Genomic DNA, 25,197 nt, shown 5'->3' on the forward strand with positions numbered 1-25,197 from the left:
CCGTTTGTCAGTGAAGAGTAGGAGGCTACTTTACCTGATTAGCTAGCAATAATACTCAGCAATCCTTGCTAGGCCTTGTGAATCGGACTCATTAATATTCTTCCTTCCTAGTGCATTGTTCTAGAAAGCAAGATTAGGATTAGGCAACTGCCTGCTGTTGTGATGGGCGACGTTGCAAGGCTTGATAAAAAGCTTCAAGGTTATCCTGTAAACGGCGTTTAACGTCCTCATCAATCCTTGCCGGGTGATCGGCATCAGGATAGTGAATTTGTTGATCGCTGGCGTAAACGCCACTGATAATCTCTTCCGCTTTCAACGCCGCGACGAGAGGCTTCAAGCTAAAATCGAGTGCTAACAAGTGATTAGCGCTACCTGCCGTCATCAATGGTAAAACAACTTTATGTTCGAACCCGCGTTCTGGTAAGAGATCGATCATCGCCTTCAGCACCCCAGTATAGGCGGCTTTATAGACGGGAGAAGCGATGATAATCCCATCGGCTTGCGCGACATCCTCTCGTAATTGAGCGATAGAGGGATGCGAGAACTGGGCATGAAGTAAGACTTCAGCCGGAATATCGGTCGCACGCCAAGTTAAGGTTTGAGCACCACGATGGCTTAACCAATCTGCCGAATGGTCTAATAGAATTTGAGTCCGTGACCGTTGGGCTGGGCTCCCCCCTATTAATAAAATTTGCATTAGTTAGCCTTATTTATGTGAGATAGATCACCAGTGTGGCGATTTTTCGGGCCAGTGTGAAGTAAAAAAATTAGCAAAAGTTATCTATAAATAGGGTTATCTCATTGGACGCTGATCTCGACTTGCCAAGATAGCGCCATCATTCGGTTAAGTGTTTACTTTTTTTCCCCCCGTTTCCCTAAGCGAATAAGCTCAATGGCCAAACGATGGGGGGAGCCTGTAATCGTGCGTTTAGTATCAATCAACGTTACCGGCCCAGCTTGTGCCAAGGTATGTAATCCGTTATTAAAGGGAGCATGGCTGCTTGGTGCTTCGATACGTCTAGCTTGGCAAAGAGAGGGATGCGCTAAGCTCGGGTCGGGCAAACTGAGCAGTTGTAAGGCTCCGCCATAAGTCCGGCTACAGTCTTGTGTCGGTAGAACAAGCTTCCCGTCGAGGATAAAAGGCGTGCCGCCCATTCTCGCGCCATGGATATCTTCGCGGAGCGTTTGGACGGACACGTCGTTCCATGGCCCAAAGAGGTGATCAGCCGTTGCCAGTTTTAACGTATTGGTGCGTGCCGCTTTGGGGGCGGGAGGGGTATAAAACATCCACCAACGCCCGTCATGGAAGTAAGGGGTGGCATCAATCGCAGCGTCGGGAAAGGAAAAACGCGGCTCAGCTTGCCAGCGCCAAGGAAACTCTACCGCTTTATAAAGGGTTAAGCGGCCCGATTTATATCCTTCAGGTAGCATCCATATCTCACCCTCCGCCTCAAACACATAAGGGTACGAGAGGTGCCAATCTTCTTTAAGCACGACTCGTTTTTCCAATACAGTGAAGTCTTTATCCAATACAAAGGCCTCGATATGACCCCACCTGGTACGATAATCATAGGCTTCAGCAAAGAGATATAGTTTACCCTCCCGCCATAGGCCAAACGGATCGGCTAAGAAGCAGAGAGATTTGTCGGCCCCTATCCATGTAATGGGAAAGTGCGCCAGTGAAGCGGCCTGAGCGACATCTTGAATCGACGCATTGATTACGCCGACTCGCCAAATTTCGGTCTGTAATAGGCTCATCATATCCTATCTAGGCTAATGTGTTGTGGTTGGTAGTCTCGCCACAATCTGCTCAGCAGCCTGCACAAATTGCTGATGGCTAAATTTAGTGGCTACATAGCGACGAGCTTGCCTACCATACTCTTGTAATACGCTAGGCGTAGCAAATATTTGTTGCAGTGCTGAGGCCAAGGCCACGTCCAGTTCGCCCGCAAGGACAAAACCGGTTTTACCTGCTTGTACCGCATCACGCATCTCACCAACGGGTGTCGCCATGACCGGAAGACCGACATTCATCGCTTCATGTAATGCTAAACACATCCCTTCATAGCGTGAAGGTTGGACGTAAAGATGCAGCCCAGCCATAAAGGAGTGAACCTGATCAGAAAAGCCGGGCAGTAAGACAATATCCTGTAGATTCCATTGAATGACTTTATCTTCTAACCGCTCCCGTTCGGGACCATCGCCCAAAATCGTTAGCTGTAAGCGATTACGTAAAGTGGGATAGCGCGCCAAAAACGTACCTAATGCATCGATCAACGCCGCATATTGTTTGACTTCATGTAGGCGCCCAACACTGCCAATCTGTAATCGAGATTCGCCATCCCAATAGCGAGCTTGAGGGGCGTGTTGGTCGTATTGAAATAAAGGCCATGCCATTACTTTATCGGCTGGAATTCCCATCTGTTGCTGAAGATAATCCACAACAGTCTGTGAGTCGCCAATCCACAAGGCGGAGCTATTGCGTAAACGGTAGGTATAACGACGCACGCTAGCACTGTGTTTAAAACTCACAACGGGAATATTTAAGAGTTTGCCTGCACACTGACCGACTAAATTACCAAAACTTAATGAGGTCCAGATAATATCTGGCCGATCCTGACGGATTATCGATAGATAACTGGCTAAGATAATCGGGAGGAAGCGACGGCGTGATGCCAGTAAACGATAGCTTAATCCTGCCGCAACAAGACGAGGGACAGCACCCCTATCGCGGGGTTCGCAGGCAATAATCGAGACATCGTGTCCCAGATTTTTTAAGGTCGTCACAATATCGGGGATAGCGAACTCAGCGCCGCCCGTCTCTAAACTTGTCACGAGATAATGAATTTTCATCAGTAACACCCATTCAAGGATTTTATACAATGGACCAAGGCGCATGATTACGATGACAATCAGCTTTTTACTGATAATCTGAAATTTTCTCTATTTTGCTGGGGTAAAGTTCAACCGTATGTATACATAGCCTAATTACCGGCTGAGGGACCGACAGTGAATTAACCAATTAAAATTTAATAGTAATCTTATAAAGGGAGGGTTTTTTATCTTTTTTTGTATAACGGTTCTCATTTTTAAAAAATCAATTGAACAATAAGCAGGTATTTTTAAAATTTTAATGTTATTAATCAAAAAATACTTCATCACTATCACTCAAAATAGTCGCTTCTCATATTGTGAGTACCGGCTAAATTTTCCCAAAATAGATGACGTTATCTAAGTCAATGGCCTTTCTTAGCGATCAATTCATAACTTTATGATCGCTAATAAATGTGGCGCTAAGAATTCATAAGTCTAAGAGGTAAACGCAGGGTACTGACGTGAATAATACTTATATTTACCACTGGGATTTATACTCTTGATAAGAAAAAAACAATTAGCTGCTCTTATTTGTTCAGCACTCTATACCGCTTATTCTTCCGCATCCGTTATGCGTCATGATATTGCTGTACAAGACTACCGAGACTTTGGTGAAAACCTCGGTAAATATAAAGTGGGCGCCACCCACGTCCCAGTTTATCGAAAAGATGGGCAATTAGACGACTACTTAGCATTTCCTATTCCTGACTTTGGTATGGTGGCAGATAAAGGCAATATCACTTTAGTAGGATCTTCCTACATGGCCAGTGTCCGCCACAACAGTTACTCTATTGATGGCGCGATAAAGTTCGGGAATAAAGCGAAGTTTGCCCCCTCTTATTATCTGATCAACCGTAATGCCAGCACCGTTTCAAGCGTTGATTTTAATTTACCTCGTTTAAATAAAGTCGTGACCGATGCCGCGCCTGTCGCCACGGTCGATAAAAGCACAATACGCCAAGGAGATCGCAACCGGTACACTTGGTATACACGGGTGGGGGCAGGTTACCAACTTCAAGTTAGTGACGATCAAAAATCAGAAACGTCGATCACCGATGCGTATCGTTGGAAAACGGGGGGAACTATGGCTAATGCAACGGTTTCGTTTCCGAACGGCACCCTGCGTTGGAAAAATGTCGGCCCGGATGATCCCAACTCTTCACCTTTTAGTAACGCGACCCGTCCGGGAGACAGTGGCAGTCCTGTTTTTGTCTACGATACGGTAGATAAAATATGGCGGTTAGCAGGGGTTCACCATGCTGCGATTAGCAACGGTGGTATCTATAATCGGGTCAGTGGTGAAGAGTATATCCCGGATGGTTATCTGGATAGAGTGTTAGCTATGAATAGCTCTGTGCCAGTAACCGATAATGCCAGTGACGGGGTGCTCTATTGGCGACCGGAAGCGATAACCCAAACTGATCACAGTTGGAGCTGGCAGGGCCTTAACCAAAAATACCGTGACTTGGCCCCTTCGTTGGCCTCTCAGTCGGAGTTGGATGCAACTAAAGATCTTACTTTTAGTGGCGAGGGAAATACCCTGTTGCTGACTGATTCTGTGAATATGGGGGCGGGGAAACTTCAGTTTTCCGGTAACTATACCGTCGAATCAGAGCAGGGAAAGCAAGCGACGTGGGTTGGCGGAGGGATCGAGGTTGATGAAGGGAAAAGTGTATTATGGAAAGTGAACGGACTGCAAAATGATGCTTTACATAAAATTGGCGCCGGGACACTCGAGATACAAGGGGTAGGTGTCAATCAGGGGGCATTAAATGTAGGTGATGGGCTGGTTATACTCGACCAACAGCCTGATAGCAGTGGAGCGTCACAAGCCTTTTCCACAGTGACCATAATGAGTGGTAGACCAACGGTTCAACTTAATAATGCGAATCAGGTTACTCCTGACAATATTCGCTTCGGTTATCGGGGCGGCACCCTAGATGTTCAGGGTAATGATCTCTCTTTTACCAATATTAACCACAACGATAGTGGTGCCCATATCGTTAACCGCGATATGTCTCGTGCAGCGGTTGTGACGGTAACCGGGAATAACACCCAATTCGTTGGCTCTTTTGGTGAACAAGCCTCTCAATCACAACTGTCATTAGCTTATACGCCAGATAATCAGCAAGGGGAGTGGACTTTGCGAGGTGGGGCGATTGCCCACCAACTCGATATTGATAAAGGCCGAGTCACTTTAGGCGGTGAGCAGGTTTTACATGCTGGTGGCGTCTATTTTTCGAATGATTGGGATGAGAAGGATTACGACTTTACGCAGATTAATGTTGCGCCTCAGTCGCAGCTGAGGATTAGCTAACACGCTAATGTCAATGCCTCGACTCAGGTTGCAGGCGATGCAACGTTGTCTCTGTGGGACCGCGCCTCATTGGCGGGCCATATCACGCTTGCTGAATCGAGCAGTCAATTAATAGCTGATATTTCACCTCATAATAGTCAATTGGGAGCGCTTGAATCCTCGATCTCAGCAGATATTTCAGGGGAGGGACTCGTTGAAAAAAGGGGTGAGGGTAAATTAACGCTATCTGGAAACCTTACTAATACTCAAGGCGTTATAGTTAAAGAGGGGGCAATAAAACTGGATGGCCACCTCTCGACAGATATGGTGATGGAGAGCGGCACGGTATTATCGGGAAGTGGTACAGTTAATTCACTGACGATGTACGATGTGGCAACATTATCTCCCTCTGAACAAGGTCAGCAAGCCTCTCAACTACGAATTGGACAGCTCCAGTTAATAAAAGGTGGTAACGCTATTCTGCACTCGGGCTTCACTCAAGCAACGACCGATCGAATATTGATTGATGGGGACCTCGTTACAGCCGCGGATAAGCCGCTCAACGTCACGGTCAATCCATTGGGAACCTGGCAAGATAGCGATACTAATCAGAACGGCGCTGCGGATAATCAAGAGGGGCTGTCACTCGTCCAAGTGGGCGGGCAGAGTACCGCCGACAGCGTCAAACTAGCGGGTTCTTATATAGCTCGTGGGGCATTTGCCTATGGACTCTACGCTTTTGCCCCAGGGCACTCCTCGAGCGATGAACGAAAGGTCACGGGGAATGGTAATCAGTATTGGGATTATCGATTACAAAACATCATGCTAGATGCTAATGGGATTAGTACTCCGGTTGAGCCAACCCCGGAGCCGACACCGGAACCAACCCCGGAGCCGACACCGCAGCCAACCCCGGAGCCGACACCGCAGCCAACTCCAGAGCCGACACCGGAGCCAGCTCCAGAGCCGACACCGGAGCCAGCCCCTAGCCCCGATCCCGTTCCGGCCCCCGTTCCTGAACCCACACCGGCGCCCCAACCTGAACCTGTACGTCGCGCGGTAACGCCGCAGGTACCTGCTTACCTCTCTCTACCCGCGATGATGCTCAATTTTAATCGCACGTTAACGGGGCTCATTGCAGATACCGTGAACGATAATCATAGTCATTTTTTTATTAGCGGTTATGACGGTGGGGATCATTTTCATGCCAAGGGGGGATTTAGTGATTATGGCTATAACTTTACGTCGAAATATCAAGGTTGGTTAATGGGGGGGCGTTGGCTCTCCGACCCTGACAGTCCTCAGCGTATTTCCGCTAGTATCGTTGCGCACCGGGGAAATTTATCGATGAAACCTCAAGCCGTCGATGGCTTAAGCCGAAGCTATTTCTCTACCCAAGGGATTACAGGCCTTACCCGCTGGCAGAATGAGCAAGGCTGGCAGTTAACGACCCAACTTGGTTATACCCGCATTAAAGGGGCTGTGACTACCGATTTACGGGGTAATGTCGCTTCGCCACACGCCACGCTGCTTCACGCAGGTGTAGAATTAGGAAAGGCTTGGCAATGGGAAAATCAGCGTTTAATGCCGTTACTTGCCGTGGAGTATCAGCACTTGTCGATTAAGAAATTTACGGATAGTGATGGGGCAAAAGTCTGCTATGCGCCGCACAATGCCCCCGATATTCAACCGACTCTGCGTTATCAATGGAAAGTGAATACCGATTCCGTCCCAAAATTAGCGTTCACCCATGAATTAGGCTGGCGGATCACGACGCGTAAAAATGCCCAAACGACCATAAGGGGGGGAGGGGATAAAACGACCTTCAATAGTGGAAGAGGTGGGGATCATCTTTTAGTGAAGAGTGGTGCCGACTTGAAACTTACTCAGCATGTCACCTTGACGACACAAGCCCAATATCAACAACGTTTACAACGTGAAGGTACCAATGATTGGGCGGTAACTGGGGGGGTAAAAATTACCTTCTAATAGATTATAACTCGCCCCCGCGAGCGGTTATGCTCGTGGGGGGAAGTGTTATAAGGCTTTACGGATAAAAATCTTGGTTGAAACCGAAGACGTACTAGTCGTTGTTTTTACTTTATAAATACAGATTACCGAGGTGAGCAGTGCTATCGCCATAAAGCAGTAAGAGGCATTGGGACTACCGGTCAAGCCATTTAAGAAACCGACGAGATAAGCCCCCAAGAATGCCCCTAACGCTCCAAAGCTATTAATCAAGCCAATTGCTACGCCTGAAACATTCTTCGGCATCAATTCTGGGATCAACGCAAAAAACGGTCCATACGGCGCATACGTGCAGGCCGCTGCCACGGTGAGCAAACTATAGGATAACCAGAAATGACTAATACCGACAAAAAACGAGTCAGTGAAGGCCAGGCCAGCGATCGCTAACAGTGGCCAGATAAATAACTTACGGTTCTGTACTTTATCGGATAGCCAGAAGACCCCCAACATCGAACAAATAGCGGCTAAATAAGGCGGTGCCGATAGCCAGCCTACCGAAACAATATCCATTGATGAGGCGGGCTTAATGATTGAAGGTAGCCATATCATAAAACCATACACGCCGATACTCCATAATGCATGGGCCGACGAAAGCAGCACGAAAGTAGAGGAGCGCAGGGCTTCGCCATAATTCCGCACGGGTGCGATCGCCTGTTGTTCTTTCTCCATGGCCAGTTGCAGATCATGTTTCTCTTTTTGCGATAACCAGTCCACTTCAGAAGGTTTATCCCGCACTACAAGCCACCATATGCCAGCCCACAATACTGCAGGGATCCCCTCAATAATAAACATTTCACGCCATCCAAAGGCATGGATCAAATAGCCGGATAACACCGACATCCACAGTACGGTAACTGAGTTACCGAGTACCAAGAAGGTATTGGCCCGCGAGCGCTCCTCTTTAGTAAACCAGGTGCTGATGTAAATTAGCATCGAAGGCATGACCGCGGCCTCAACAATGCCCAAGGTAAAACGAATAACCATTAACGCAGGAATATTGCTGACTAGGCCAGTAGCCATGGCGCAGAGTCCCCAGAGCAATAAGCAAATGAAAATTAACTTCCTTACACTGCGTTTTACCGCATAAATTGACCCCGGAACCTAAAAGAAAAGTAGGCCAAGAAAAATAGGGCACCAATCAGCGAAGAAGTGCTTTTAGAAATATTGAGGTCTTGCTCAATACCGGAGGCTGCCGCAAAACCATAATTGGCTCGATCTAAGTAGGCGAGGCTATAAGTGATAAAAATGATCGGCATTAAATACCACCACCGGCGTTGACTAAGTTTCTGTAGAGTGTTGGACATGGTGACCCCGGAACGCGTAATAGCAAAAGGATGAGTGATAACCTAGCAGTCGCGGGGACGCTAAAACCTCGCAGTGATCACTGTTTTCGCTGTTAACAAATTGTGTTACCAGATATGTGAGAGCCTTTGAATATTAGCAGAGTCTACCTCGTTACAGGGAGCACCGTCTTACAACATACGTCGAAATTCTTTAAGGCGTGGGACGACTCTTTATGGTAAATCATTAAGAATAGAAAAACCGAGGAAGCAAAATGCGACACATTGATTTGAATGCAGATTTAGGAGAAGGAAGCCCTCACGACGCTGAATTATTAACGTTAGTATCCTCCGCGAATATTGCGTGTGGATACCATGCCGGGGACGCAGACACCATGCTGGCCAGTGTACGTGAGGCAATACGTAACAAGGTTGCCGTCGGTGCCCATCCTAGTTTTCCAGACCGTGAAAATTTTGGTCGCACTGCCATGACGCTGCCCCCTGAAACTCTTTACGCCCAAACGCTCTATCAGGTGGGGGCCTTAAGGGCGATGACTCAGGCACATGGGGTGCTGCTGCATCATGTAAAACCGCACGGCATGCTCTATAACCAAGCCGCCCGCGATCCCCTAATGGCCGATGCTATTGCTAAAGCGGTTTTTGCGTTGGACCCGGCGCTAATTCTCGTGGGATTGGCAGGGAGCGAACTGATCCGTGCAGCAGAATATCATGGCTTATCAACGCGTCAAGAAGTCTTCGCTGATCGCGGCTACCAAGCGGATGGAACGCTGGTTCCCCGCGCGCAAATAGGGGCGATGATCGACGATGAAGAGCAGGCTTTGGCACAGAGTTTGCTAATGATTGAGTCGGGTGAGGTGCAAGCCATCACGGGGGAGCGGGTTAACGTCACCGCACAAACCTTGTGTCTGCATGGTGATGGGAAGCACGCCCTGGCTTTTGCCCGCCGATTACGGCAGGAATTTGCAGCGCGCAACATTCAGGTTGTCGCTTAACGATAACGATAACGATATTAACAGTGAGGGCCGTTCGGTATGACAGAGAGTATCAGCTTGTGGCCATTAATAGGGATAGCCGTGATCGTGCTAGGTTTTATCCTACGCTTTAATCCTGTACTGGTAGTTATCTGTGCCGGTATTGTTACGGGCTTAGCCGCGCAAATGCCGTTACTGACTATTCTTGAGAAAATGGGCGCCGGATTTCTCAGTACACGAAACTTACCCTTTATTTTATTGTTACCCTTGGCGGTCATTGGACTGCTCGAACGCAATGGTTTGAAAGAAGCCGCACAAAAGTGGATTACCAAAATAGAGCGTTCCACTACCGGCCGTTTGCTGATGGTATACTTGCTTATTCGCGAATTAACTGCCGCACTAGGACTAACTAGCTTAGGGGGCCATCCACAAATGGTGCGTCCATTACTAGCGCCTATGGCTGAAGGCAGCGCTGAAAAGAATTACGGACCTTTACCTCCAGCCGTACGTTACCGAATCCAAGCGATGGCCGCTGCAACAGATAATGTCGGACTCTTCTTTGGCGAAGATATCTTTGTCGCATTCGGAGCCGTACTTTTCATGCATAACTTTATGGTTGAGTCTGCTGGACTACAAACTGAACCCTTGCATATTGCGTTATGGGGAATACCGACTGCCTGTTTTGCCTTTATCGTTCACAGCGTTCGCCTTGCACGACTTGATCACCACTTGCGCCGTGAGTTGGCGAATACCGCGAGGGATCACCAAGGAGGTGTGCAATGATAGTTAAGCAAGAGATGCTCTATTGGCTGGCGGGGGCAACATTATTAATCATCGCGGTGATGTCGTGGCGAGATAAGTATAACCCGCGACGAGTGACCACCGGCTTGTTCTGGGGTATTTACGGGCTACTCTTTTTTATTGGTGATTGGAGTTATCAACTCGTTGGTGACCACCGTCTAGTAAATATCTGCGTAGGTATTGCGGTGGTCGGCATGGCCTTATTAGCCGGATTTGGCGGGGTAAGGTTAGGTCACTACTCACAACGTACTCCGCAACAACGAGAAGCTAGCGCAAAACGTCTGGCAAGCCGCCTTTTTATTCCGGCGTTGGCTATACCACTAGTCACCGTCATCGGCGTCGCCTTTTTCACTTTCAATCCACCGATCCAGCAGCAGTTGTTTGGGGCGGGTAATCATGCAACCTTAGTGACGCTCTTTTCCATGACCTTTGGGATGCTCTTCGCCTTAATTTTGGCATTGACACTTACGGGGGAGAGGATTTCCCAGCCACTTCAAGAAGCCCGGCGTTTGCTCGATTCGGTAGGCTGCGCTTTTTTATTACCGCAAATATTGGCCATGCTCGGCTTACTCTTTACAGCTGCTGGCGTGGGCAATAGCCTTTCTTGGCTAACCGAGCAGTATTTAGCTGTCGATAACAGACTGGTAGCCGTAATAGTTTATGTAATGGGCATGGCATTATTAACGATGATTATGGGTAATGCTTTTGCTGCATTCCCAATCGTGACTGCGGGTGTCGGGATCCCTATTCTAGTGTTACAACAGGGGGGAAATCCGGCCGTGATGGCGGCAATTGGGATGTTTTCCGGTTACTGCGGTACCTTAATGACACCGATGGCTGCCAATTTTAATATTGTCCCTGCCGCCTTATTGGGCTTGCCTGATAAAAATGCTGTGATTAAAGCGCAGATCCCAACGGGGGTCATATTGTTGGGGATTAATATCATTCTGCTCTATTACCTGATGTTTTTATAAAGGAGTCTTGATGAAAACCGTCCTATTAACCGGATTTGAACCCTTTGGTGATGAGTCGATTAATCCTTCGTGGGAAGTCGTATCCCGTCTTGAGGGCGTGACTGATGCAGAGGAGTGTATTGTTTGTGTTCAGCTCCCGTGCGTGTTTGGCGAATCGCTACAGGTATTATTGGCGGCGATCGCTCGCTATTCCCCTACTTTGGTTATCGCCGTAGGGCAAGCAGGAGGACGAACGGATATCTCACTCGAGCGTATCGCAATCAATATCGACGATGCGCGGATCCCCGACAATCAGGGCTATCAACCTATTGATAAACCAGTGGTCGAGAATGGCCCTGCAGCATGGTTTAGCACGCTCCCTATTAAAGCGATAGTTAACGCACTGCAACAAGAGGGAATACCCGCCTCGGTCTCCCAGACTGCCGGAACCTATGTATGTAATCATGTTATGTATGGCTTACTGCATGCTTTAGGCGACAAACCTGAGGTTAAAGCGGGTTTTATGCATATTCCTTACCTACCTCAGCAAGCCGCGAAGCATCCAGGTAGCGCCAGTATGGCGGCGGAAACCGTTAAGCAAGGACTGGAAATTGCTATTCGTACTGCCTTAAGAGTCGAATTTGATGAGCAAATTACTGGTGGTACGATGCATTAAATCCCTCTACTACTCTCCTCGATAAATAAAAGACGATACAACGTTTCTCTTCAAGCACGTAGTAGTGTTTGGTGAGAAATAAAAAATTAAAAAAACTTAACTATTTTAATAGAACCCTAATGAACGATTTATTTAATCGATTGAGGTGATATTTTTTAATAATAGCTGTAATTTTTTCAGTAATAGAGGGGAGAGGGCGGCCTGTAATATTTATATCTTACAACCCACGTCACAAAATCTGCTTATGCATTAATATCCAATAATGACCCTAAAGTTAGCATAATAACCCACTAATTTACAAAATAGTGGTATTAATTATGGATTTGTAATGTTTGGATGATATTAAATTTCATGTAATATTATCCTTAATACACTTGATAGGTCAATGAGAGACTATTTTATCAGTGCTCGATTATTTTGATTTGGGTTGATCTAATATAATGTATTGAAATGTTATTGTTGATTCTATTCAGCTATTGCAAATAATCAAATACCTTAAAACGAGGCTACAATTATGGAAAATAAATTTATCTTTCTTTTTTGCTCTGCTGGTATGTCTACCTCACTGCTTGTCACCAAAATGCGTGAGCAAGCCAACAAATATAATGTTCCCGTTATTATTGAGGCCTTCCCAGAAACCCTCTTGGCAGAAAAAGGTGAACAAGCTGATATCATTTTGTTAGGACCTCAAATCGCCTACATGTTACCTGAATTTAAAACGACATTTCCCGAAAAGCCTATTGAAGTTATCGATTCAATTCTCTATGGAAAAGTCGATGGGTTGGGTGTATTAAAAGTGGCTGTAGGATTGATAAAGAAATCGTTGCAGCAAATTGCATAAAAAACCTCATAAAATATTAAAAATAATAATATGGTTAATTATAGTTATCTATTTAAATTAATTTCCCCTAGTCGACCATTAACTATAAAACGATAAAAGTATTTTTTAAGGGTGTGAGTTATGAGTAAGATCATCAATTGTCTTGAAACGATACTGCTTCCTTTCGCTGTGAAGATAGGTCGGCAACCCCATATTAATGCCATCAAAAATGGGTTTATTAAATTAATGCCACTCACCCTTGCTGGGGCTATGTTTGTACTAATTAATAACGTGTTTCTTAGTTTTGGGGAGGGCTCCTTTTTTTATTCACTCGGGATACGGTTAGAACCGACTACCATTGAAATATTAGAGAGTGTTAAGGCCATTGGCGGCAGTGTTTACAATGGCACGTTAGGTATTATGTCGTTAATGGCTCCCTTTTTTATTGGGGCAGCTTTAGCGGAAGAACGTAAAGTCGACACAATGGCGGCAGGATTACTGGCAATAGCGGCCTTTATGACTGCTACGCCGTATAGCGTAGGGGAAGCTTACGCGGTGGGCGCTAACTGGTTAGGTGGTGCTAACGTTATCTCGGGAATGATTATTGGGATAGTCGTGGCTGAGATGTTTACTTTTATTGTGCGGCGTAATTGGGTGATACGGTTACCGGAGAGTGTTCCCACCTCTGTTTCGCGTTCTTTTTCTGCCGTTATTCCAGGGTTTATTATTTTATCGATAATGGGAATAATTTCTTTTGGGTTAACCCACTTGGGAACTAATTTTCATCAGATTATTATGGACATGATTTCTACTCCGCTGGCATCGCTGGGGGCTGTAGTCGGTTGGGCCTATGTCTTACTGGTCCCGCTTTTATGGTTTTTTGGTGTTCACGGTGCGCTCGCACTATCGGCGCTGGATAGTGCAATTATGACCCCTTGGGCCTTAGAAAATGTCGCCACTTATCAGCAATACGGTTCTGTCGAAGCAGCGCTCGAAGCAGGTAAAACCTTTCATCTTTGGGCTAAACCCATGCTGGACTCCTACATTTTTTTAGGGGGATCCGGGGCAACACTGGGGTTGATTCTCGCTATTTTTATTGCCTCACGTCGTGCGGATCACCGCCAGATGGCTAAATTAGCATTACCTTCAGGGATATTTCAGATAAACGAGCCAATCCTTTTTGGCTTACCGATTATTATGAACCCGATTATGTTTATTCCTTTTATCCTGATCTCACCGCTGTTAGCGGGTATTACTGTGACAGCCTACTACTTTGGCATTATCCCTCCGATGACCAATATAGCACCTTGGACGATGCCGACCGGTTTAAGCGCCTTCTTCAATACTAATGGGAGTGTGGCTGCCTTTCTATTAGCCATCGTTAACTTAGGGTTTGCAACGCTGGTTTATCTGCCCTTTGTGATGATTTCTAACAAAGCACAAGCCGCCCTTGAACAAGAAGAAACCGAAGAAGATATCGCGAGCTCTTTAAAATTTTAATACCGATAGGACGCCGACTGTTGTTCGCTCCAAAGTGATGAGGAAAGATTATGTTTGATTTGAATGCGGTAGAACCTGACAACACAGACGTTAATGATCTTGAAGAAATTGTTATGGGGTTAATTATTAATGCCGGTCAGGCACGGAGCCTTGCTTATGCAGCGTTAAAAGAAGCGAAACAAGGAAAGTTTATCGTCGCAAAAGAGATGATGGAGAATTCCCGGCAAGCGTTGAGCGAAGCACATCGTGTACAAACTCAGTTGATTGAAAGCGATGCAGGGGAAGGAAAAGTGAAAGTAAGCCTGGTATTAGTTCATGCTCAGGACCATTTAATGAACGCAATGCTGGCTCGTGAACTCATTACTGAAATGATTGAACTGTATGAAAACATGAACTCGTTCACCCTCGATTAGGTAATCGAAAATGATCATGACAACGATCCCTACAGCTCGAGAGCATCAGCTTTTCAATGGACACAATTTTCATGTCTTTATTTACACTAAAACGGAGAGCGTGAGTGGACTTCATCAACATGATTATTACGAGTTCACACTCGTTCTAACGGGACGTTATTATCAAGAGATTGATGGGCAACGGGTGCTTTTAGAACGTGGGGATTTTGTCTTTATTCCAGTAGGCTCACAGCATCAAAGTTTCTATATAGCCGGGGCGACGCGTATTCTTAATGTTGGGATTAGTAAACGTTTTTTTGATAAACATTTTTTACCGCTGCTTCCCATAGACTTCGCTGCATCGCGAGCATATGCCATAGAAAATAGCTTTCTTGCTTATATTGAGTCGATTATCACTTCGCACCATTTTCGTGAAAATCAGTTTGATGAATTTATTGAGTTAGTCTGTTTTTATATCAGCAATCGCTTGCGACATTACCGCGATGAACCGATCAAAGATAGCGTCCCACTCTGGCTGAGAAATACGGTTGAAGCGATGCACGATAAGCTGAAATTCGGCGATGCGGCGCTGGAACGTATGGTACAAATCTCAGGAAAAAGTCAGGAATACTTAACCCGGGCAACTCAGCGTTATTATAGTAAAACACCGATGCAAATTATAAATAATATCCGGATTAATTTTGCAAAAAAACAGCTTGAGATCACTAATTGCTCGGTGACTGATATTGCATACGAATCTGGATACAGTAGTCCAAGTTTATTTATTAAGACATTTAAAAAGTTAACTTCTTTTACACCGAGTCATTATCGGAAAATGATAAATAGTTGTGATGATTAGTCAGTTAATAAGCATTTTTGAGGGAGGTTATATTTTCAGCACAAGAGAGTCATAAAAAAATTGATAAATAAGGAGAAGAAAATGGGTTCAAAATTAAAAATTGTCACCATCGGGGGCGGAAGCAGCTATACCCCAGAATTACTGGAAGGATTTCTGAAGCGTTATCGTGAACTGCCTGTCACCGAACTTTGGTTAGTTGACGTAGAGGAGGGTCAAGAAAAGCTCGATATTATCCATGCATTGTGCGAAAGGATGATAAAAAAAGCAGGTGTACCGATGCAGGTGTTTAAGACCTTGGATCGTCGTGCCGCGTTACAAGGAGCGGATTTTGTTACCACCCAATTGCGTGTCGGGCAGTTGAAAGCGCGTGAAAAAGATGAACGTATTCCTCTTAGCCATGGCTATTTAGGCCAAGAGACCAATGGGGCGGGTGGATTATTTAAAGGGTTACGTACTATTCCTGTTATTCTTGATATCGTCAACGATGTGCAAGAAATCTGCCCAAATGCCTGGATTATCAACTTCACTAATCCCGCGGGAATGGTGACAGAAGCCATCTATCGTCATACCAATTTTAAACGCTTTATCGGTGTCTGTAATATTCCTATCGGTATGAAGATGTTCATTACTGATGTATTACAGCTCACACCACAAGATGAATTAAAGGTTGACCTCTTCGGGCTCAACCACCTGGTGTTTATCCGTGATGTTGTGGTGAACGGTGAGTCGCGCTTTGATGAGTTGTTAGAGGGGATCGCTTCAGGGACGTTAAGCGCTAACTCTGTCAGAAATATTACTGACTTAGCTTTCAACGAAGGACTCATACGGTCATTACGCTTAATACCCTGTTCTTATCTCCTTTATTACTTCAAGCCTAAAGAGATGCTGGCGATTGAAATGGGTGAATACTATAAAGGAGGGACCCGTGCCCAAGTGGTTCAAAAAGTTGAGCAGCAGCTTTTCGAGCTCTATAAGAATCCAGATCTCAATGTAAAGCCAAAAGAATTAGAATTACGTGGCGGGGCTTATTATTCGGATGCGGCCTGCGAGGTAATCAACGCCATTCATAATAATAAGCACACCGAGCATTACGTTAACATTCCTCATACCGGTCATATCGATAATATCCCTTCTGATTGGTGTATTGAGATAACCTGTACTTTAGGTCATGACGGCGCACAGCCTACACCACGTATCACCCATTTCGATGAGCAAGTACTCGGGCTCATTTATACTATAAAAGGTTTCGAGGTGGCGGCGAGTCAAGCCGCAATCAGTGGTAATTTCAATGATGTGCAGCTAGCGCTAAATCTTAGTCCTCTCATTCACTCCGATAACGATGCTGAGCTGCTCGCTCGTGAAATGCTTCTAGCCCATGAAAAGTGGTTACCAAATTTTGCTGCCACCCTTAAGGATCTCAATGTATCAGGGGAGAAATAAATGGCGCCTTTATTAATTGTCAATGCTGATGATTTTGGGCTGAGTAAGGGGCAGAATTACGGGATTATTGAGGCGCATCAACATGGCATAGTGACCTCAACCACTGCAATGGTTAATGGGGAGGCTATCGCCCACGCTGCTGAGTTAAGTCGACGTATGCCTGAACTTGGGGTCGGTATGCATTTTGTACTGACCTTGGGTGAGCCATTATCGGCAATGCCGACCCTCACTAGAGGGGGGCAGCTAGGTAAGTGGGTGTGGCAGATGGCCGAAGAAGGCCGACTGCCTCTTCACGAAATCACTCAGGAACTCACTAGCCAATATCAGCGTTTCATTGAGCTATTTGGTTACCCACCGACACATATCGATAGCCACCATCATGTGCATCTGATCCCGGATATTTACACCATCGTAGAAGATTTCGCCTGTAAAGAAGGTATTCCTCTACGTATCGATCGACCAGGAGCACAGCGGGGAGAGGTAGAGCAGAGTAAGACTCGTCGTTGTGAGGGGTTCTCGAATGCATTCTATGGTGAGTCAATCTCTGAGGATCTTTTTTTACAAATACTCGATGATTCTCTGCAACGAGGGGAGTCGTCCTTAGAAGTGATGTGTCACCCAGCCTTTGTTGATAACACGATTAGAAAGAGCGCCTACTGTTATCCTCGACTACTGGAATTAGAGATTTTAACCTCTTCTTCGTTACAGCAGGAGGTGGCTAAACGCGGTTATCGCCTTACTAATTTTAGAATGATCTAAGCAATAAAAAATGAGATCTCAATTTAGCTAAGTTTACTTTTACTTATTGCTGCTTTTAAATCCTTGTTTTGATATTCACTCAACGATCAGTTTCATTTTGTATGCCTGGATATAAAGGCAGTTAAAAATTATTACTCTATTAGGAGTGCTATTTATGCGTACATTTAAAGGATTATCTCGTACGTTATGTTTATGTTTATCAAGCGGCACTATTTTTTCAGGGGGCATAATCTCATCGGAAGTGAGCGCAGCAGGATTTATTGACGATTCAGAATTAACCGGAGGGATCTATTATTGGCAGCGTGAACGTGTTCGTAAGGATGTAAATGATAATAGGAAGTATAAAACGGATCTTTCACATTCCACGTGGAATGGTCATTTAGATTTTCAATCCGGCTATGCGGGCGGTTTCTTTGGGATTGATATTGCTGCTTTTACCGCAATAGAAATGGCAGAGAATTCTGACAGTGGTCACCCCAATGAAATCGCTTTTTCATCGAGTAACAAAGCTTATAATGAAGATTATAGTGGTGATAAAAGTGGTGTAGATCTCTATAAGGCGGCCGCGAAGTTTAAATATGGGCCAGTTTGGGCACAAGCCGGCTATATTCAACCTGCCGGTCAAACGTTATTGGCCCCTAATTGGAGTTTGTTGCCAGGTACCTATCAGGGCGCCGAAGCAGGGGCAAATATCGATTATGGTGAGGCTGGGGCCCTGAGTTTCTCTTATTTCTGGGCAAATGAGTATAAGTCGCCATGGCACCTTAAAATGGATCATTTTTACCAAAATGATAAGCAATCTAAGGTGAAGTATCTGCACTCTGTAGGCGCTAAATATGATGTTAAAAATGGCCTTGTTTTAGAAGCTGCGATAGGGCAGGCCGAAGGATATATCGACCAATATTTTGCGAAAGCTAGCTATCAATTCGATATCGCGTCTTCCCCCCTGCGCACCAGTTATCAGCTCTATGGGGCACGGGATAAAGCAGAGCGAGGGGGTGTTAACGATATTTATGACGGTACCGCGTGGTTGCAGGCGTTAACCTTTGGCTACAAGGTTGCAGACGTGCTCGATCTGCGTTTGGAAGGGACTTGGGTGAAGGCCGAAGGGCAGCAGGGCTATTTTTTACAACGTATGACCCCAACTTATGCCACTTCTAACGGTCGCTTGGATATCTGGTGGGATAATCGTTCTGATTTCAATGCGAACGGTGAGAAAGCGCTATTTATTGGTACCATGTATGATCTGAAAAATTGGAATCTACCCGGTTGGTCTGTTGGCGCTTCCTACGTTTATGCTTGGGATGCCAAACCTGGCAGGATGTCTTCGCCCGATGCCTATTATAATCCGAGCAATCGTTTGAAAGAGTCAGCCTACAGCCTTGACGCACGTTATACGGTACAAGAAGGGCGAGCTAAAGGAACTACGCTTTCATTACATTTTACTCGTTACGAAAATCATTCCGATATTCCTAGCTGGGGAGGAGGGTACGGGAATATTTTCCAAGACGAACGAGATGTGAAATTTATCGTGAGCGCACCTTTCACCCTTTTTTAAACCGTTATTAGGTAATATTGCTCGCTATTGTCAAGTTCACTATAGGTTGCATAACCCACACGGAATAACATCGCCCCCCCTCAGCGCTATTTACCTTGTCAGGTATTATTGATACCGAGAGCGAATAGGCGAGCAATATTCTCTATCGTAAACGCGACGTTGTTTTCTCCCTCTTTCAGGGCCTGATTGAGGGGACAGGCTTGACGCATAATACCGAATATGGCAGTAAAATTCTCATCATAAAGGCTCTCTATACCTTCGCCTATAGCACCGGCTAAGGCAATCACAGGAATATGCGGAGAGACTTTTTTTGTCACCTGGGCCACTCCATAGGGCGTCTTACCAAACTTTGTCTGATAATCGATACCGCCTTCCCCAGTAAATACCGCATCGGCACCGATGATCTTCTCAGATAACCCTGTAAAGTTGATAACGATATCAATCCCTCTTTGTAATTGTGCCGATGTGAAGGCTAACAGACCTGCACCTAAACCCCCCGCGGCACCTGCACCAGGAACAGCTGCAACTGAAATCCCTAAACAGGCATTAATTTTTTCCGCATAAATATTAAGATTGCGGTCTAGCATTTCTACCATCTCAGGAGTGGCCCCTTTTTGTGGCCCAAACACAGTCGACGCGCCATCAGGACCAATCAGTGGATTGGTCACATCACAGGCAACAATAAATTCGGTTTTGGCTATGCGTGGGTCGATACCCCTCGTATCGATATCGGCGATCGTATGTAAATGTCCTCCCCCTAAACCCACCATATCGCCGTTTGGATCCGTAAATTTAACGCCCAATGCACAGGCCATCCCTTGTCCACCATCATTGGTCGCACTCCCGCCCAAGCCAATGATAATCTTCAACACCCCTAGGTCGAGAGCGTGCTTGATCAGTTCACCCGTCCCGTAAGTGGTGGTGAACAGTGGGTTACGATTTTTCAACGAAGTGTGCGCAATGCCACTGGCTGATGCCATCTCTATGACGGCTGTTTTCCCATCACCGAGCAGGCCGAATTCTGCTTGAACGCTAGTCTGGAGGGGGCCCATCACCTCAACATTGATAATTCTACCGCCAGTGGCATCGACTAAAGATTGAACCGTGCCTTCACCGCCATCTGCCATTGGAACTTTTACAATTTCGCAATCGGGAAAGACACGTCTTAGACCTCTCTCCATGCTGTTTGCAACGTGTAATGCTGTCATGCTCTCTTTGAAGGAGTCGGGGGCTAGGACAAATTTCATAAAAACCTCATTATAAGTTTAGCCTTTACTCGATGGCGGTGAGTAATACACAATATCGTAAGAAGTTAATATAGCGTGAGGCTAGAAATTTTACGGCAATCGGTTGTTATTTATGATGTCGGTCACTGTGTGTGGCCAAATTTCCAGTCGAATGATGATGGCTGGCCTACTAGGGGCAAGGTAGCGAGACGCAGATGTTGGGGAGTGGTACTCTTGAGTCATCGTATCAAAGAAGGGCGCGAGGGATCGCAGACAATTTCTGTACACTTACTTTAACTATTTTTTAAGTTGGAAATCGAAAATTGACTTCTAAACGATCCTCGTTATACCTTTCCATTAATTCCACGAGGGTTTCACGCTATGCCAGCGAGAAGTACTCTCTGAAATGGACTTACTGCACGGGAAGGCGGCAATAATGGTTTACCTTTCGGGAGGTTCCTGAAAGAATAAAAATCCATCATTGCCTTATAAAAATCAATATAAAGGCGTGCTATTCGATAAGCCTTGATAATCTACCATCTCTGTACCGTTGAACACTTGAATGTTTTTTGGTTTTGTATCCAATACATTGATTGGATTAATCTGTTGAGAGGTAATTCCTGCATAGTATCCGAATATATTTATAAACTGAAAAGCACTGATCGGCGTGTCAATTTGTGTGTGTTCTGTTAAGTCATCTGCCAGAACAAAAAATGGCACATGATAATTCTGTTTTTCTGTATTCCCGTGTCTTACGGGTCTATCACTGTTGTCAACAGTCATTCCATGATCAGAAAAATACATCATTACAAAAGACTTTTTATTTTCTTTCGATATATTGTAAGTGCGATGAAGAAAGTCATCTAATTTATTGATAGACGACACATAGCAATTAATAGGTTCTTTTTCGGAAAAGATAAAACGCTGTGGATACCCCATTAATCTCCTACAAGGATCTGGGTGAGATCCTATCATATGAATAAAAATAACTTTTTTTTCTGGCTGTTTTAATATGTCAGGGAGTAGGTCAAGCATGCTGAAATCATCAACTAGCGTAGAGTTATAATCGCCTTTTTTAAGAAAATAATGAAACTCAGGTCGCTAAAGAAAGTCCCTGAGGTTCCTATAGCTGGATTAACGGTAACTGTGGAGATGTTGATACACAAAAATTCAGAGGTAGAGGGTTTAAAATGCTAACTGGCCTTGACACATATTCAAGCTATTGGGTATATCGAGGTTGGTTGTCAAAAACTGACTTCGATAAATATTGGTGGGATGACCCGGAGTACAAGAAAAAAATGCAGCCGGCATGAAGAAAAAGCCACCAAAAATAGAGAACCCTCAGAAAGTGACAGAGAGTGCATATAACTGTATTGATACGGGTGGTTTTTTTATAGCCGGTTTCAAATCTAAAGTTCTCAAAATTATGGATGAGGACAAATTTGGGAAATCTGATGATGACAGCATTATTTTAAAAGTAACTAAAGGTATAAATGGCGGAGATAAAGGGATTGCAGAAAGGAAAATAGCTACTAAAAAAGCTAAAGAGGTGATTGATGATGAAGTTAGAAATCAATTTATTTTTGTTTATGATGCTTGGCACTACTGCTTTTAGTTCTTGGGCGGGCTATTACAACCAAATTGATATTGATGGTATGAGTATTCATTTTGATATGGATAAAGCTGGATCGGTAAGTGTTCACGATGAAAAATTAAATACGGATTACTCATGCAAATTAGAGAATTGGAATGATTCTTTACTCTCTGGTGCTGGAGGTATTTCTCTAACTAGTGACCATGTAGGCGTGCTTATAGCATCAGGAAATAAATATCTTGATGTTAAGGAGCTTATAGATTGTAAAGGGCAGTCGATCAGCATTCATTCGATTCCATTCTTTAACAATGCAATTTCTTCTGTTATAGATGTGAATTTTGAGAAAAAATTAGTTCTAGCATTGGTTGTGATTGATGCTCACTTTAGATCATATCAGGCGATAGTCTCTAGGTTTAATGGGAATGAAAACCTTTTGTCTGGCAAGGGTTTTTGGAGTAATTCCCCATCTGAGCCAGATGAAAATAGCTTGTTTTACCCTGGTGGTTCAATATATCTAGGGAAAATATCTGTCAATGGAGAATATGTTGCACCGAACGATTTGGATTGTGCGGATGATTCATTTCCAGGTGTGTGGGATGTAGCAAAGAAAATGAAGGTTGTATTCCCAGAAGATAAAGATGATGCTGTGATTGACAGTAAATGCAAAAAGCTTTTTTCGGGTGATAAAACACTTGATGAGTTGGGTGGGGAGCTTATCAATATGAAATGATAATTTCAAATGGCAATTTATTATCAGCGCATCAATTTTATTGTGAGTCATCAGTAATTGATCCTAATCTTACTTTTTCATGAGGTGTAAGCTATGGATTATCAATCTCTATTCTCTGAAAAAATCCAATGTACAACATAAATATTTGAACAATTTCCTGATTGATTAACTAGCACTTACAATCCATAACTGTCTGAGTTGGAGTGTTTTTAATGGTCTTCCTGGGGGGGTGAATTTTAAAAAATTAATCTTACTTTTTTTCGTGGTTATTTCTTTGCCAACTTATGCAGCAAGCTCGTTGAAAAAATCATGCGGAGTACTGATCAACTAGGGAGGTGATACATTTTTATTTTACGATAAGAATGGTGTCAAAGAGTTTGAAACGAAAAAGAAAGATCAGCGGTTAATGTCGAAAAAATATTCATGTGCATGTATGTCTTATAAATCTGAGAATGAAGAATATATTCGCGGGATAACAAGAATTGAATTTGTAAATGAGAAAGTGTGTTCAAGGCAGAAAGAGATAGGTAGAACTTATGTTTCAGAAATTGGTCGGACTGGTCAAGGTATACCTCCAGAAAATATAGATGGTGATAAAGGCAATAAATTATATTTGGATTATGATGACACACCACGTTTAGAAAATAAATTTTTCTTCTATAAAGGAGATGTAACCACCATTTATACATTTGAAAAGTATGGCTTTACATTTGCTAAATTTGGAGTGTGCTCGCTTGATGGTAAGACTATGCAATGCCGAAGATACTATGAATCAGGTATCGAGAAAGGCCGCCTTAGTGAAGAGATTAATTATGTTTATGTAAAAGGGAATTATATCGAGGAAGGTCTTCATGTTCTTTATGATCAAAATGGTGATGTTGCATTTATTGAGATTAAAAATAGAGATTATAAAAAAGATAAGGTGCTCTTTGATAGATATCCTGAGAGAACCAAACGATCTTTCTATTTTAGTTAACTTTTAGAAATTTTGAAGTGTGAGAGTATAAATGCCGTATTAACGCCGTCACCACGGGTGAGCATTACCGTTATATCGGCCCGTACCTTGACGCGGGGGATGACACCACCTCAGAACCTGAAACCGAAAGCGGGGCATTTTATGCCCGGCTTCACCATGAGCGCGAACTGAATAAGTCGGTCCGCCTGCACCTGTTTAGCAATGCGTCACACCTTTCCCCCGGTCAGGTGCTGGAAACGCCGGACAGCCCACTGACGGCGCTCAAAGAGGGGATGCTCATTACGCTGACCACTTACCGGGCATCACGTGATTCGCGCCTGCAGGTGTCGGTGTGGGGCATGCCGTACAGCGAACAGTTCTGTTTCCGGCCGCCGGACATTTCCCGCCCCGTCATATACGGCTCGCTGCCGGCGCGCATTGAAAGCCGCGAGCCGCACGACACCTACGCCCATCTGGACCGGCTGGGGCGTTACCGGGTGAAGCTGGATTTCAGCCGTGAAGACGCAGAGCCGGGCTACCTCTATCTGTGGGTGCGGATGGCAAAACCTTATGCCGGAAATCTGATTAGGCGCCCCACATAGCTTAAAAAACTGCTCATGAAAGTAGTTTTTTTGCCGATATAGCATGGATATTTATTCAGGGTGAAAAATGAGCATTTGCATTCACCTGGTAATCCATTTGCAACTTCTCTGACTATTGCCAGATAAATCTAAGCCGTAAATTCAACTGGCCGATGCAACGCGAGCATAACAACCCTGATAAGGAGTGAGTGAGTGGCAGTTGTACAAATTAAGTAGGACTGGCTGCAGTGGAACTGCCGTCAGACTTGGAAAAAAGATGTCCTTTCAGTATTGCAAAGCAGAGGTGTTAGTCAGGAGGACTTTAAAAGGTGTGTGTATGTCATCAGGCTCAATGGTCTGTTCGCTATTGAGTATCCACGGGGCATTTCTCCCACGGTCTACATCGGCGAAGGAAACTTTGAACAACGCATTACTCAGCATAAGAACTGGCTGATGGATCTCGCGGAGCTGCAAGGCGAGTATGAGTTCCTCATTGGTTACTGTTTCCCTCGGGCGAAAAACGCCTCAAAGGTTTATTCTGAATTCGAAGCGATGCTAATTCATGAGTTTCGAGACATTTACGGTGCGGCACCATTGCGCAATAGGCAAATGGAATTCCAGAAGTCGAATCACGAGTTTCAGCCAACTCGCGAGATTCGTAGTGCTATCATGATTGGCAAAGGGGTGCGTTTTCATTGGGCGGTTAAACCGATGAAAAGTTCATCCAAGTATGATGTTTACCAACTTACTAAGGAACAGACCACATTTTAATGAAATCATCTGGATAACAATGTTCTTGGAATTATAAAGTTACGTCCGCTTCTGACACGAAGGTCCGCTGTGAGCGATCTGCGGACATTATTTTTTGATGAGTTGGTTTAGC

General features: G+C 44.8%; 20 protein-coding genes and 4 pseudogenes. 18 read left to right on the forward strand and 6 right to left on the reverse strand.

Going from position 1 to position 25,197, the window contains the following annotated elements:
- Window positions 1-139: 139 nt before the first annotated feature.
- The 3 genes from ssuE to BMX14_RS01185 all read right to left on the reverse strand — a co-directional run bounded on the left by ssuE (window position 140) and on the right by BMX14_RS01185 (window position 2,853).
- A complete protein-coding gene (gene ssuE, locus BMX14_RS01175; protein WP_092671549.1) occupies window positions 140-697 on the reverse strand; it encodes an NADPH-dependent FMN reductase in 558 nt (185 codons plus the stop codon).
- Between the two features lie 155 nt (window positions 698-852).
- The gene (locus BMX14_RS01180; protein ID WP_230527215.1) at window positions 853-1,761 is read right to left on the reverse strand and encodes a glucosamine inositolphosphorylceramide transferase family protein; all 909 of its coding nucleotides are present in this window, start codon (window positions 1,759-1,761) and stop codon (window positions 853-855) included.
- A 12-nt stretch (window positions 1,762-1,773) separates the two neighbouring features.
- Window positions 1,774-2,853: a glycosyltransferase family 4 protein gene (locus BMX14_RS01185; RefSeq protein ID WP_092671555.1), complete on the reverse strand. Its 1,080-nt coding sequence runs from the start codon at window positions 2,851-2,853 to the stop codon at window positions 1,774-1,776.
- A gap of 520 nt (window positions 2,854-3,373) precedes the next feature.
- On the opposite strand from BMX14_RS01185, the gene BMX14_RS01190 reads away from it, so the two are divergent.
- Both BMX14_RS01190 and BMX14_RS01195 read left to right on the forward strand, forming a co-directional pair.
- Complete coding sequence (locus BMX14_RS01190; protein WP_092671558.1) at window positions 3,374-5,191, forward strand: S6 family peptidase; 1,818 nt, start codon at window positions 3,374-3,376, stop codon at window positions 5,189-5,191.
- Window positions 5,192-5,236: 45 nt separating this feature from the next.
- The gene (locus tag BMX14_RS01195; protein ID WP_092671561.1) at window positions 5,237-7,159 is read left to right on the forward strand and encodes an autotransporter domain-containing protein; all 1,923 of its coding nucleotides are present in this window, start codon (window positions 5,237-5,239) and stop codon (window positions 7,157-7,159) included.
- A 48-nt stretch (window positions 7,160-7,207) separates the two neighbouring features.
- On the opposite strand, the pseudogene BMX14_RS01200 reads toward BMX14_RS01195, so the two are convergent.
- Window positions 7,208-8,502: pseudogene (locus tag BMX14_RS01200) on the reverse strand (MFS transporter).
- 251 nt (window positions 8,503-8,753) lie between these two features.
- Here BMX14_RS01200 and pxpA point away from each other — a divergent pair.
- The 11 genes from pxpA to chiP all read left to right on the forward strand — a co-directional run bounded on the left by pxpA (window position 8,754) and on the right by chiP (window position 19,228).
- Window positions 8,754-9,491 carry a 5-oxoprolinase subunit PxpA gene (pxpA, locus tag BMX14_RS01205; RefSeq protein WP_092671564.1) on the forward strand — a complete coding sequence of 246 codons (738 nt, stop codon included), beginning with the start codon at window positions 8,754-8,756 and terminating at the stop codon, window positions 9,489-9,491.
- A gap of 39 nt (window positions 9,492-9,530) precedes the next feature.
- The gene (locus BMX14_RS01210; RefSeq protein WP_092671567.1) at window positions 9,531-10,253 is read left to right on the forward strand and encodes a DUF969 domain-containing protein; all 723 of its coding nucleotides are present in this window, start codon (window positions 9,531-9,533) and stop codon (window positions 10,251-10,253) included.
- The gene (locus tag BMX14_RS01215) at window positions 10,250-11,245 is read left to right on the forward strand and encodes a DUF979 domain-containing protein (RefSeq protein ID WP_092671570.1); all 996 of its coding nucleotides are present in this window, start codon (window positions 10,250-10,252) and stop codon (window positions 11,243-11,245) included. The genes BMX14_RS01210 and BMX14_RS01215 overlap by 4 nt, the downstream gene beginning before the upstream one ends.
- A gap of 10 nt (window positions 11,246-11,255) precedes the next feature.
- The gene (gene pcp, locus BMX14_RS01220) at window positions 11,256-11,900 is read left to right on the forward strand and encodes a pyroglutamyl-peptidase I (RefSeq protein WP_092671573.1); all 645 of its coding nucleotides are present in this window, start codon (window positions 11,256-11,258) and stop codon (window positions 11,898-11,900) included.
- Window positions 11,901-12,414: 514 nt separating this feature from the next.
- Window positions 12,415-12,741 (forward strand): PTS sugar transporter subunit IIB, encoded by a 327-nt coding sequence (locus tag BMX14_RS01225; RefSeq protein WP_092671576.1) that lies wholly within the window; start codon window positions 12,415-12,417, stop codon window positions 12,739-12,741.
- 120 nt (window positions 12,742-12,861) lie between these two features.
- The gene (chbC, locus tag BMX14_RS01230; RefSeq protein WP_092671579.1) at window positions 12,862-14,220 is read left to right on the forward strand and encodes a PTS N,N'-diacetylchitobiose transporter subunit IIC; all 1,359 of its coding nucleotides are present in this window, start codon (window positions 12,862-12,864) and stop codon (window positions 14,218-14,220) included.
- 50 nt (window positions 14,221-14,270) lie between these two features.
- Window positions 14,271-14,633 (forward strand): PTS N,N'-diacetylchitobiose transporter subunit IIA, encoded by a 363-nt coding sequence (gene chbA / locus BMX14_RS01235; RefSeq protein ID WP_092671582.1) that lies wholly within the window; start codon window positions 14,271-14,273, stop codon window positions 14,631-14,633.
- Between the two features lie 10 nt (window positions 14,634-14,643).
- Entirely contained in the window at window positions 14,644-15,471 is an 828-nt protein-coding gene (gene chbR / locus BMX14_RS01240) for a transcriptional regulator ChbR (RefSeq protein ID WP_092671585.1), read from the forward strand.
- An 81-nt stretch (window positions 15,472-15,552) separates the two neighbouring features.
- A complete protein-coding gene (locus tag BMX14_RS01245) occupies window positions 15,553-16,911 on the forward strand; it encodes a 6-phospho-beta-glucosidase (protein ID WP_092671588.1) in 1,359 nt (452 codons plus the stop codon).
- Window positions 16,912-17,670 carry a chitin disaccharide deacetylase gene (gene chbG / locus BMX14_RS01250; protein ID WP_092671591.1) on the forward strand — a complete coding sequence of 253 codons (759 nt, stop codon included), beginning with the start codon at window positions 16,912-16,914 and terminating at the stop codon, window positions 17,668-17,670. It abuts the gene before it with no gap.
- 154 nt (window positions 17,671-17,824) lie between these two features.
- Window positions 17,825-19,228, forward strand: a complete 1,404-nt coding sequence (gene chiP, locus BMX14_RS01255) for a chitoporin ChiP (protein ID WP_092671594.1) — start codon at window positions 17,825-17,827, stop codon at window positions 19,226-19,228.
- A gap of 98 nt (window positions 19,229-19,326) precedes the next feature.
- Here the strand turns inward: chiP and BMX14_RS01260 are convergent, their stop codons facing one another.
- Together BMX14_RS01260 and BMX14_RS01265 are read right to left on the reverse strand one after the other, a co-directional pair.
- The gene (locus BMX14_RS01260) at window positions 19,327-20,475 is read right to left on the reverse strand and encodes a glycerate kinase family protein (RefSeq protein WP_092671597.1); all 1,149 of its coding nucleotides are present in this window, start codon (window positions 20,473-20,475) and stop codon (window positions 19,327-19,329) included.
- Between the two features lie 474 nt (window positions 20,476-20,949).
- A pseudogene (locus BMX14_RS01265) lies at window positions 20,950-21,495 on the reverse strand (sulfatase-like hydrolase/transferase); the annotation flags it as partial.
- 77 nt (window positions 21,496-21,572) lie between these two features.
- Between BMX14_RS01265 and BMX14_RS17095 the strand changes: the two are divergent.
- From BMX14_RS17095 to BMX14_RS01295, 5 genes and pseudogenes are all read left to right on the forward strand, one after another.
- Window positions 21,573-22,069 (forward strand): annotated as a pseudogene (locus BMX14_RS17095) (M23 family peptidase); the annotation flags it as partial.
- Window positions 22,011-22,778 carry a hypothetical protein gene (locus tag BMX14_RS01280; RefSeq protein WP_092671606.1) on the forward strand — a complete coding sequence of 256 codons (768 nt, stop codon included), beginning with the start codon at window positions 22,011-22,013 and terminating at the stop codon, window positions 22,776-22,778. The pseudogene BMX14_RS17095 and the gene BMX14_RS01280, both read left to right, overlap by 59 nt.
- Before the next feature lie 433 nt (window positions 22,779-23,211).
- The gene (locus tag BMX14_RS01285; protein ID WP_092671609.1) at window positions 23,212-23,754 is read left to right on the forward strand and encodes a hypothetical protein; all 543 of its coding nucleotides are present in this window, start codon (window positions 23,212-23,214) and stop codon (window positions 23,752-23,754) included.
- Window positions 23,755-23,789: 35 nt separating this feature from the next.
- Window positions 23,790-24,314, forward strand: a pseudogene (locus tag BMX14_RS01290) (type VI secretion system Vgr family protein); the annotation flags it as partial.
- Between the two features lie 333 nt (window positions 24,315-24,647).
- Window positions 24,648-25,085 (forward strand): hypothetical protein, encoded by a 438-nt coding sequence (locus tag BMX14_RS01295; protein WP_177173064.1) that lies wholly within the window; start codon window positions 24,648-24,650, stop codon window positions 25,083-25,085.
- Window positions 25,086-25,197: the final 112 nt, after the last annotated feature.

It is taken from the genome of Rosenbergiella nectarea, assembly GCF_900111105.1.
Classification (GTDB): domain Bacteria; phylum Pseudomonadota; class Gammaproteobacteria; order Enterobacterales; family Enterobacteriaceae; genus Rosenbergiella; species Rosenbergiella nectarea.

What these genes read in the sequence shown, in the direction of transcription:
- ssuE (WP_092671549.1), bottom strand. Translation starts at nt 697, where the DNA reads ATGCAAATTTTATTAATAGGGGGGAGCCCAGCCCAACGGTCACGGACT.
- BMX14_RS01180 (WP_230527215.1), bottom strand. Translation starts at nt 1,761, where the DNA reads ATGATGAGCCTATTACAGACCGAAATTTGGCGAGTCGGCGTAATCAAT.
- BMX14_RS01185 (WP_092671555.1), bottom strand. Translation starts at nt 2,853, where the DNA reads ATGAAAATTCATTATCTCGTGACAAGTTTAGAGACGGGCGGCGCTGAG.
- pxpA (WP_092671564.1), top strand. Translation starts at nt 8,754, where the DNA reads ATGCGACACATTGATTTGAATGCAGATTTAGGAGAAGGAAGCCCTCAC.
- BMX14_RS01210 (WP_092671567.1), top strand. Translation starts at nt 9,531, where the DNA reads ATGACAGAGAGTATCAGCTTGTGGCCATTAATAGGGATAGCCGTGATC.
- BMX14_RS01215 (WP_092671570.1), top strand. Translation starts at nt 10,250, where the DNA reads ATGATAGTTAAGCAAGAGATGCTCTATTGGCTGGCGGGGGCAACATTA.
- pcp (WP_092671573.1), top strand. Translation starts at nt 11,256, where the DNA reads ATGAAAACCGTCCTATTAACCGGATTTGAACCCTTTGGTGATGAGTCG.
- BMX14_RS01225 (WP_092671576.1), top strand. Translation starts at nt 12,415, where the DNA reads ATGGAAAATAAATTTATCTTTCTTTTTTGCTCTGCTGGTATGTCTACC.
- chbC (WP_092671579.1), top strand. Translation starts at nt 12,862, where the DNA reads ATGAGTAAGATCATCAATTGTCTTGAAACGATACTGCTTCCTTTCGCT.
- chbA (WP_092671582.1), top strand. Translation starts at nt 14,271, where the DNA reads ATGTTTGATTTGAATGCGGTAGAACCTGACAACACAGACGTTAATGAT.
- chbR (WP_092671585.1), top strand. Translation starts at nt 14,644, where the DNA reads ATGATCATGACAACGATCCCTACAGCTCGAGAGCATCAGCTTTTCAAT.
- BMX14_RS01245 (WP_092671588.1), top strand. Translation starts at nt 15,553, where the DNA reads ATGGGTTCAAAATTAAAAATTGTCACCATCGGGGGCGGAAGCAGCTAT.
- chbG (WP_092671591.1), top strand. Translation starts at nt 16,912, where the DNA reads ATGGCGCCTTTATTAATTGTCAATGCTGATGATTTTGGGCTGAGTAAG.
- chiP (WP_092671594.1), top strand. Translation starts at nt 17,825, where the DNA reads ATGCGTACATTTAAAGGATTATCTCGTACGTTATGTTTATGTTTATCA.
- BMX14_RS01260 (WP_092671597.1), bottom strand. Translation starts at nt 20,475, where the DNA reads ATGAAATTTGTCCTAGCCCCCGACTCCTTCAAAGAGAGCATGACAGCA.
- BMX14_RS01280 (WP_092671606.1), top strand. Translation starts at nt 22,011, where the DNA reads ATGATGAAGTTAGAAATCAATTTATTTTTGTTTATGATGCTTGGCACT.
- BMX14_RS01285 (WP_092671609.1), top strand. Translation starts at nt 23,212, where the DNA reads ATGTCTTATAAATCTGAGAATGAAGAATATATTCGCGGGATAACAAGA.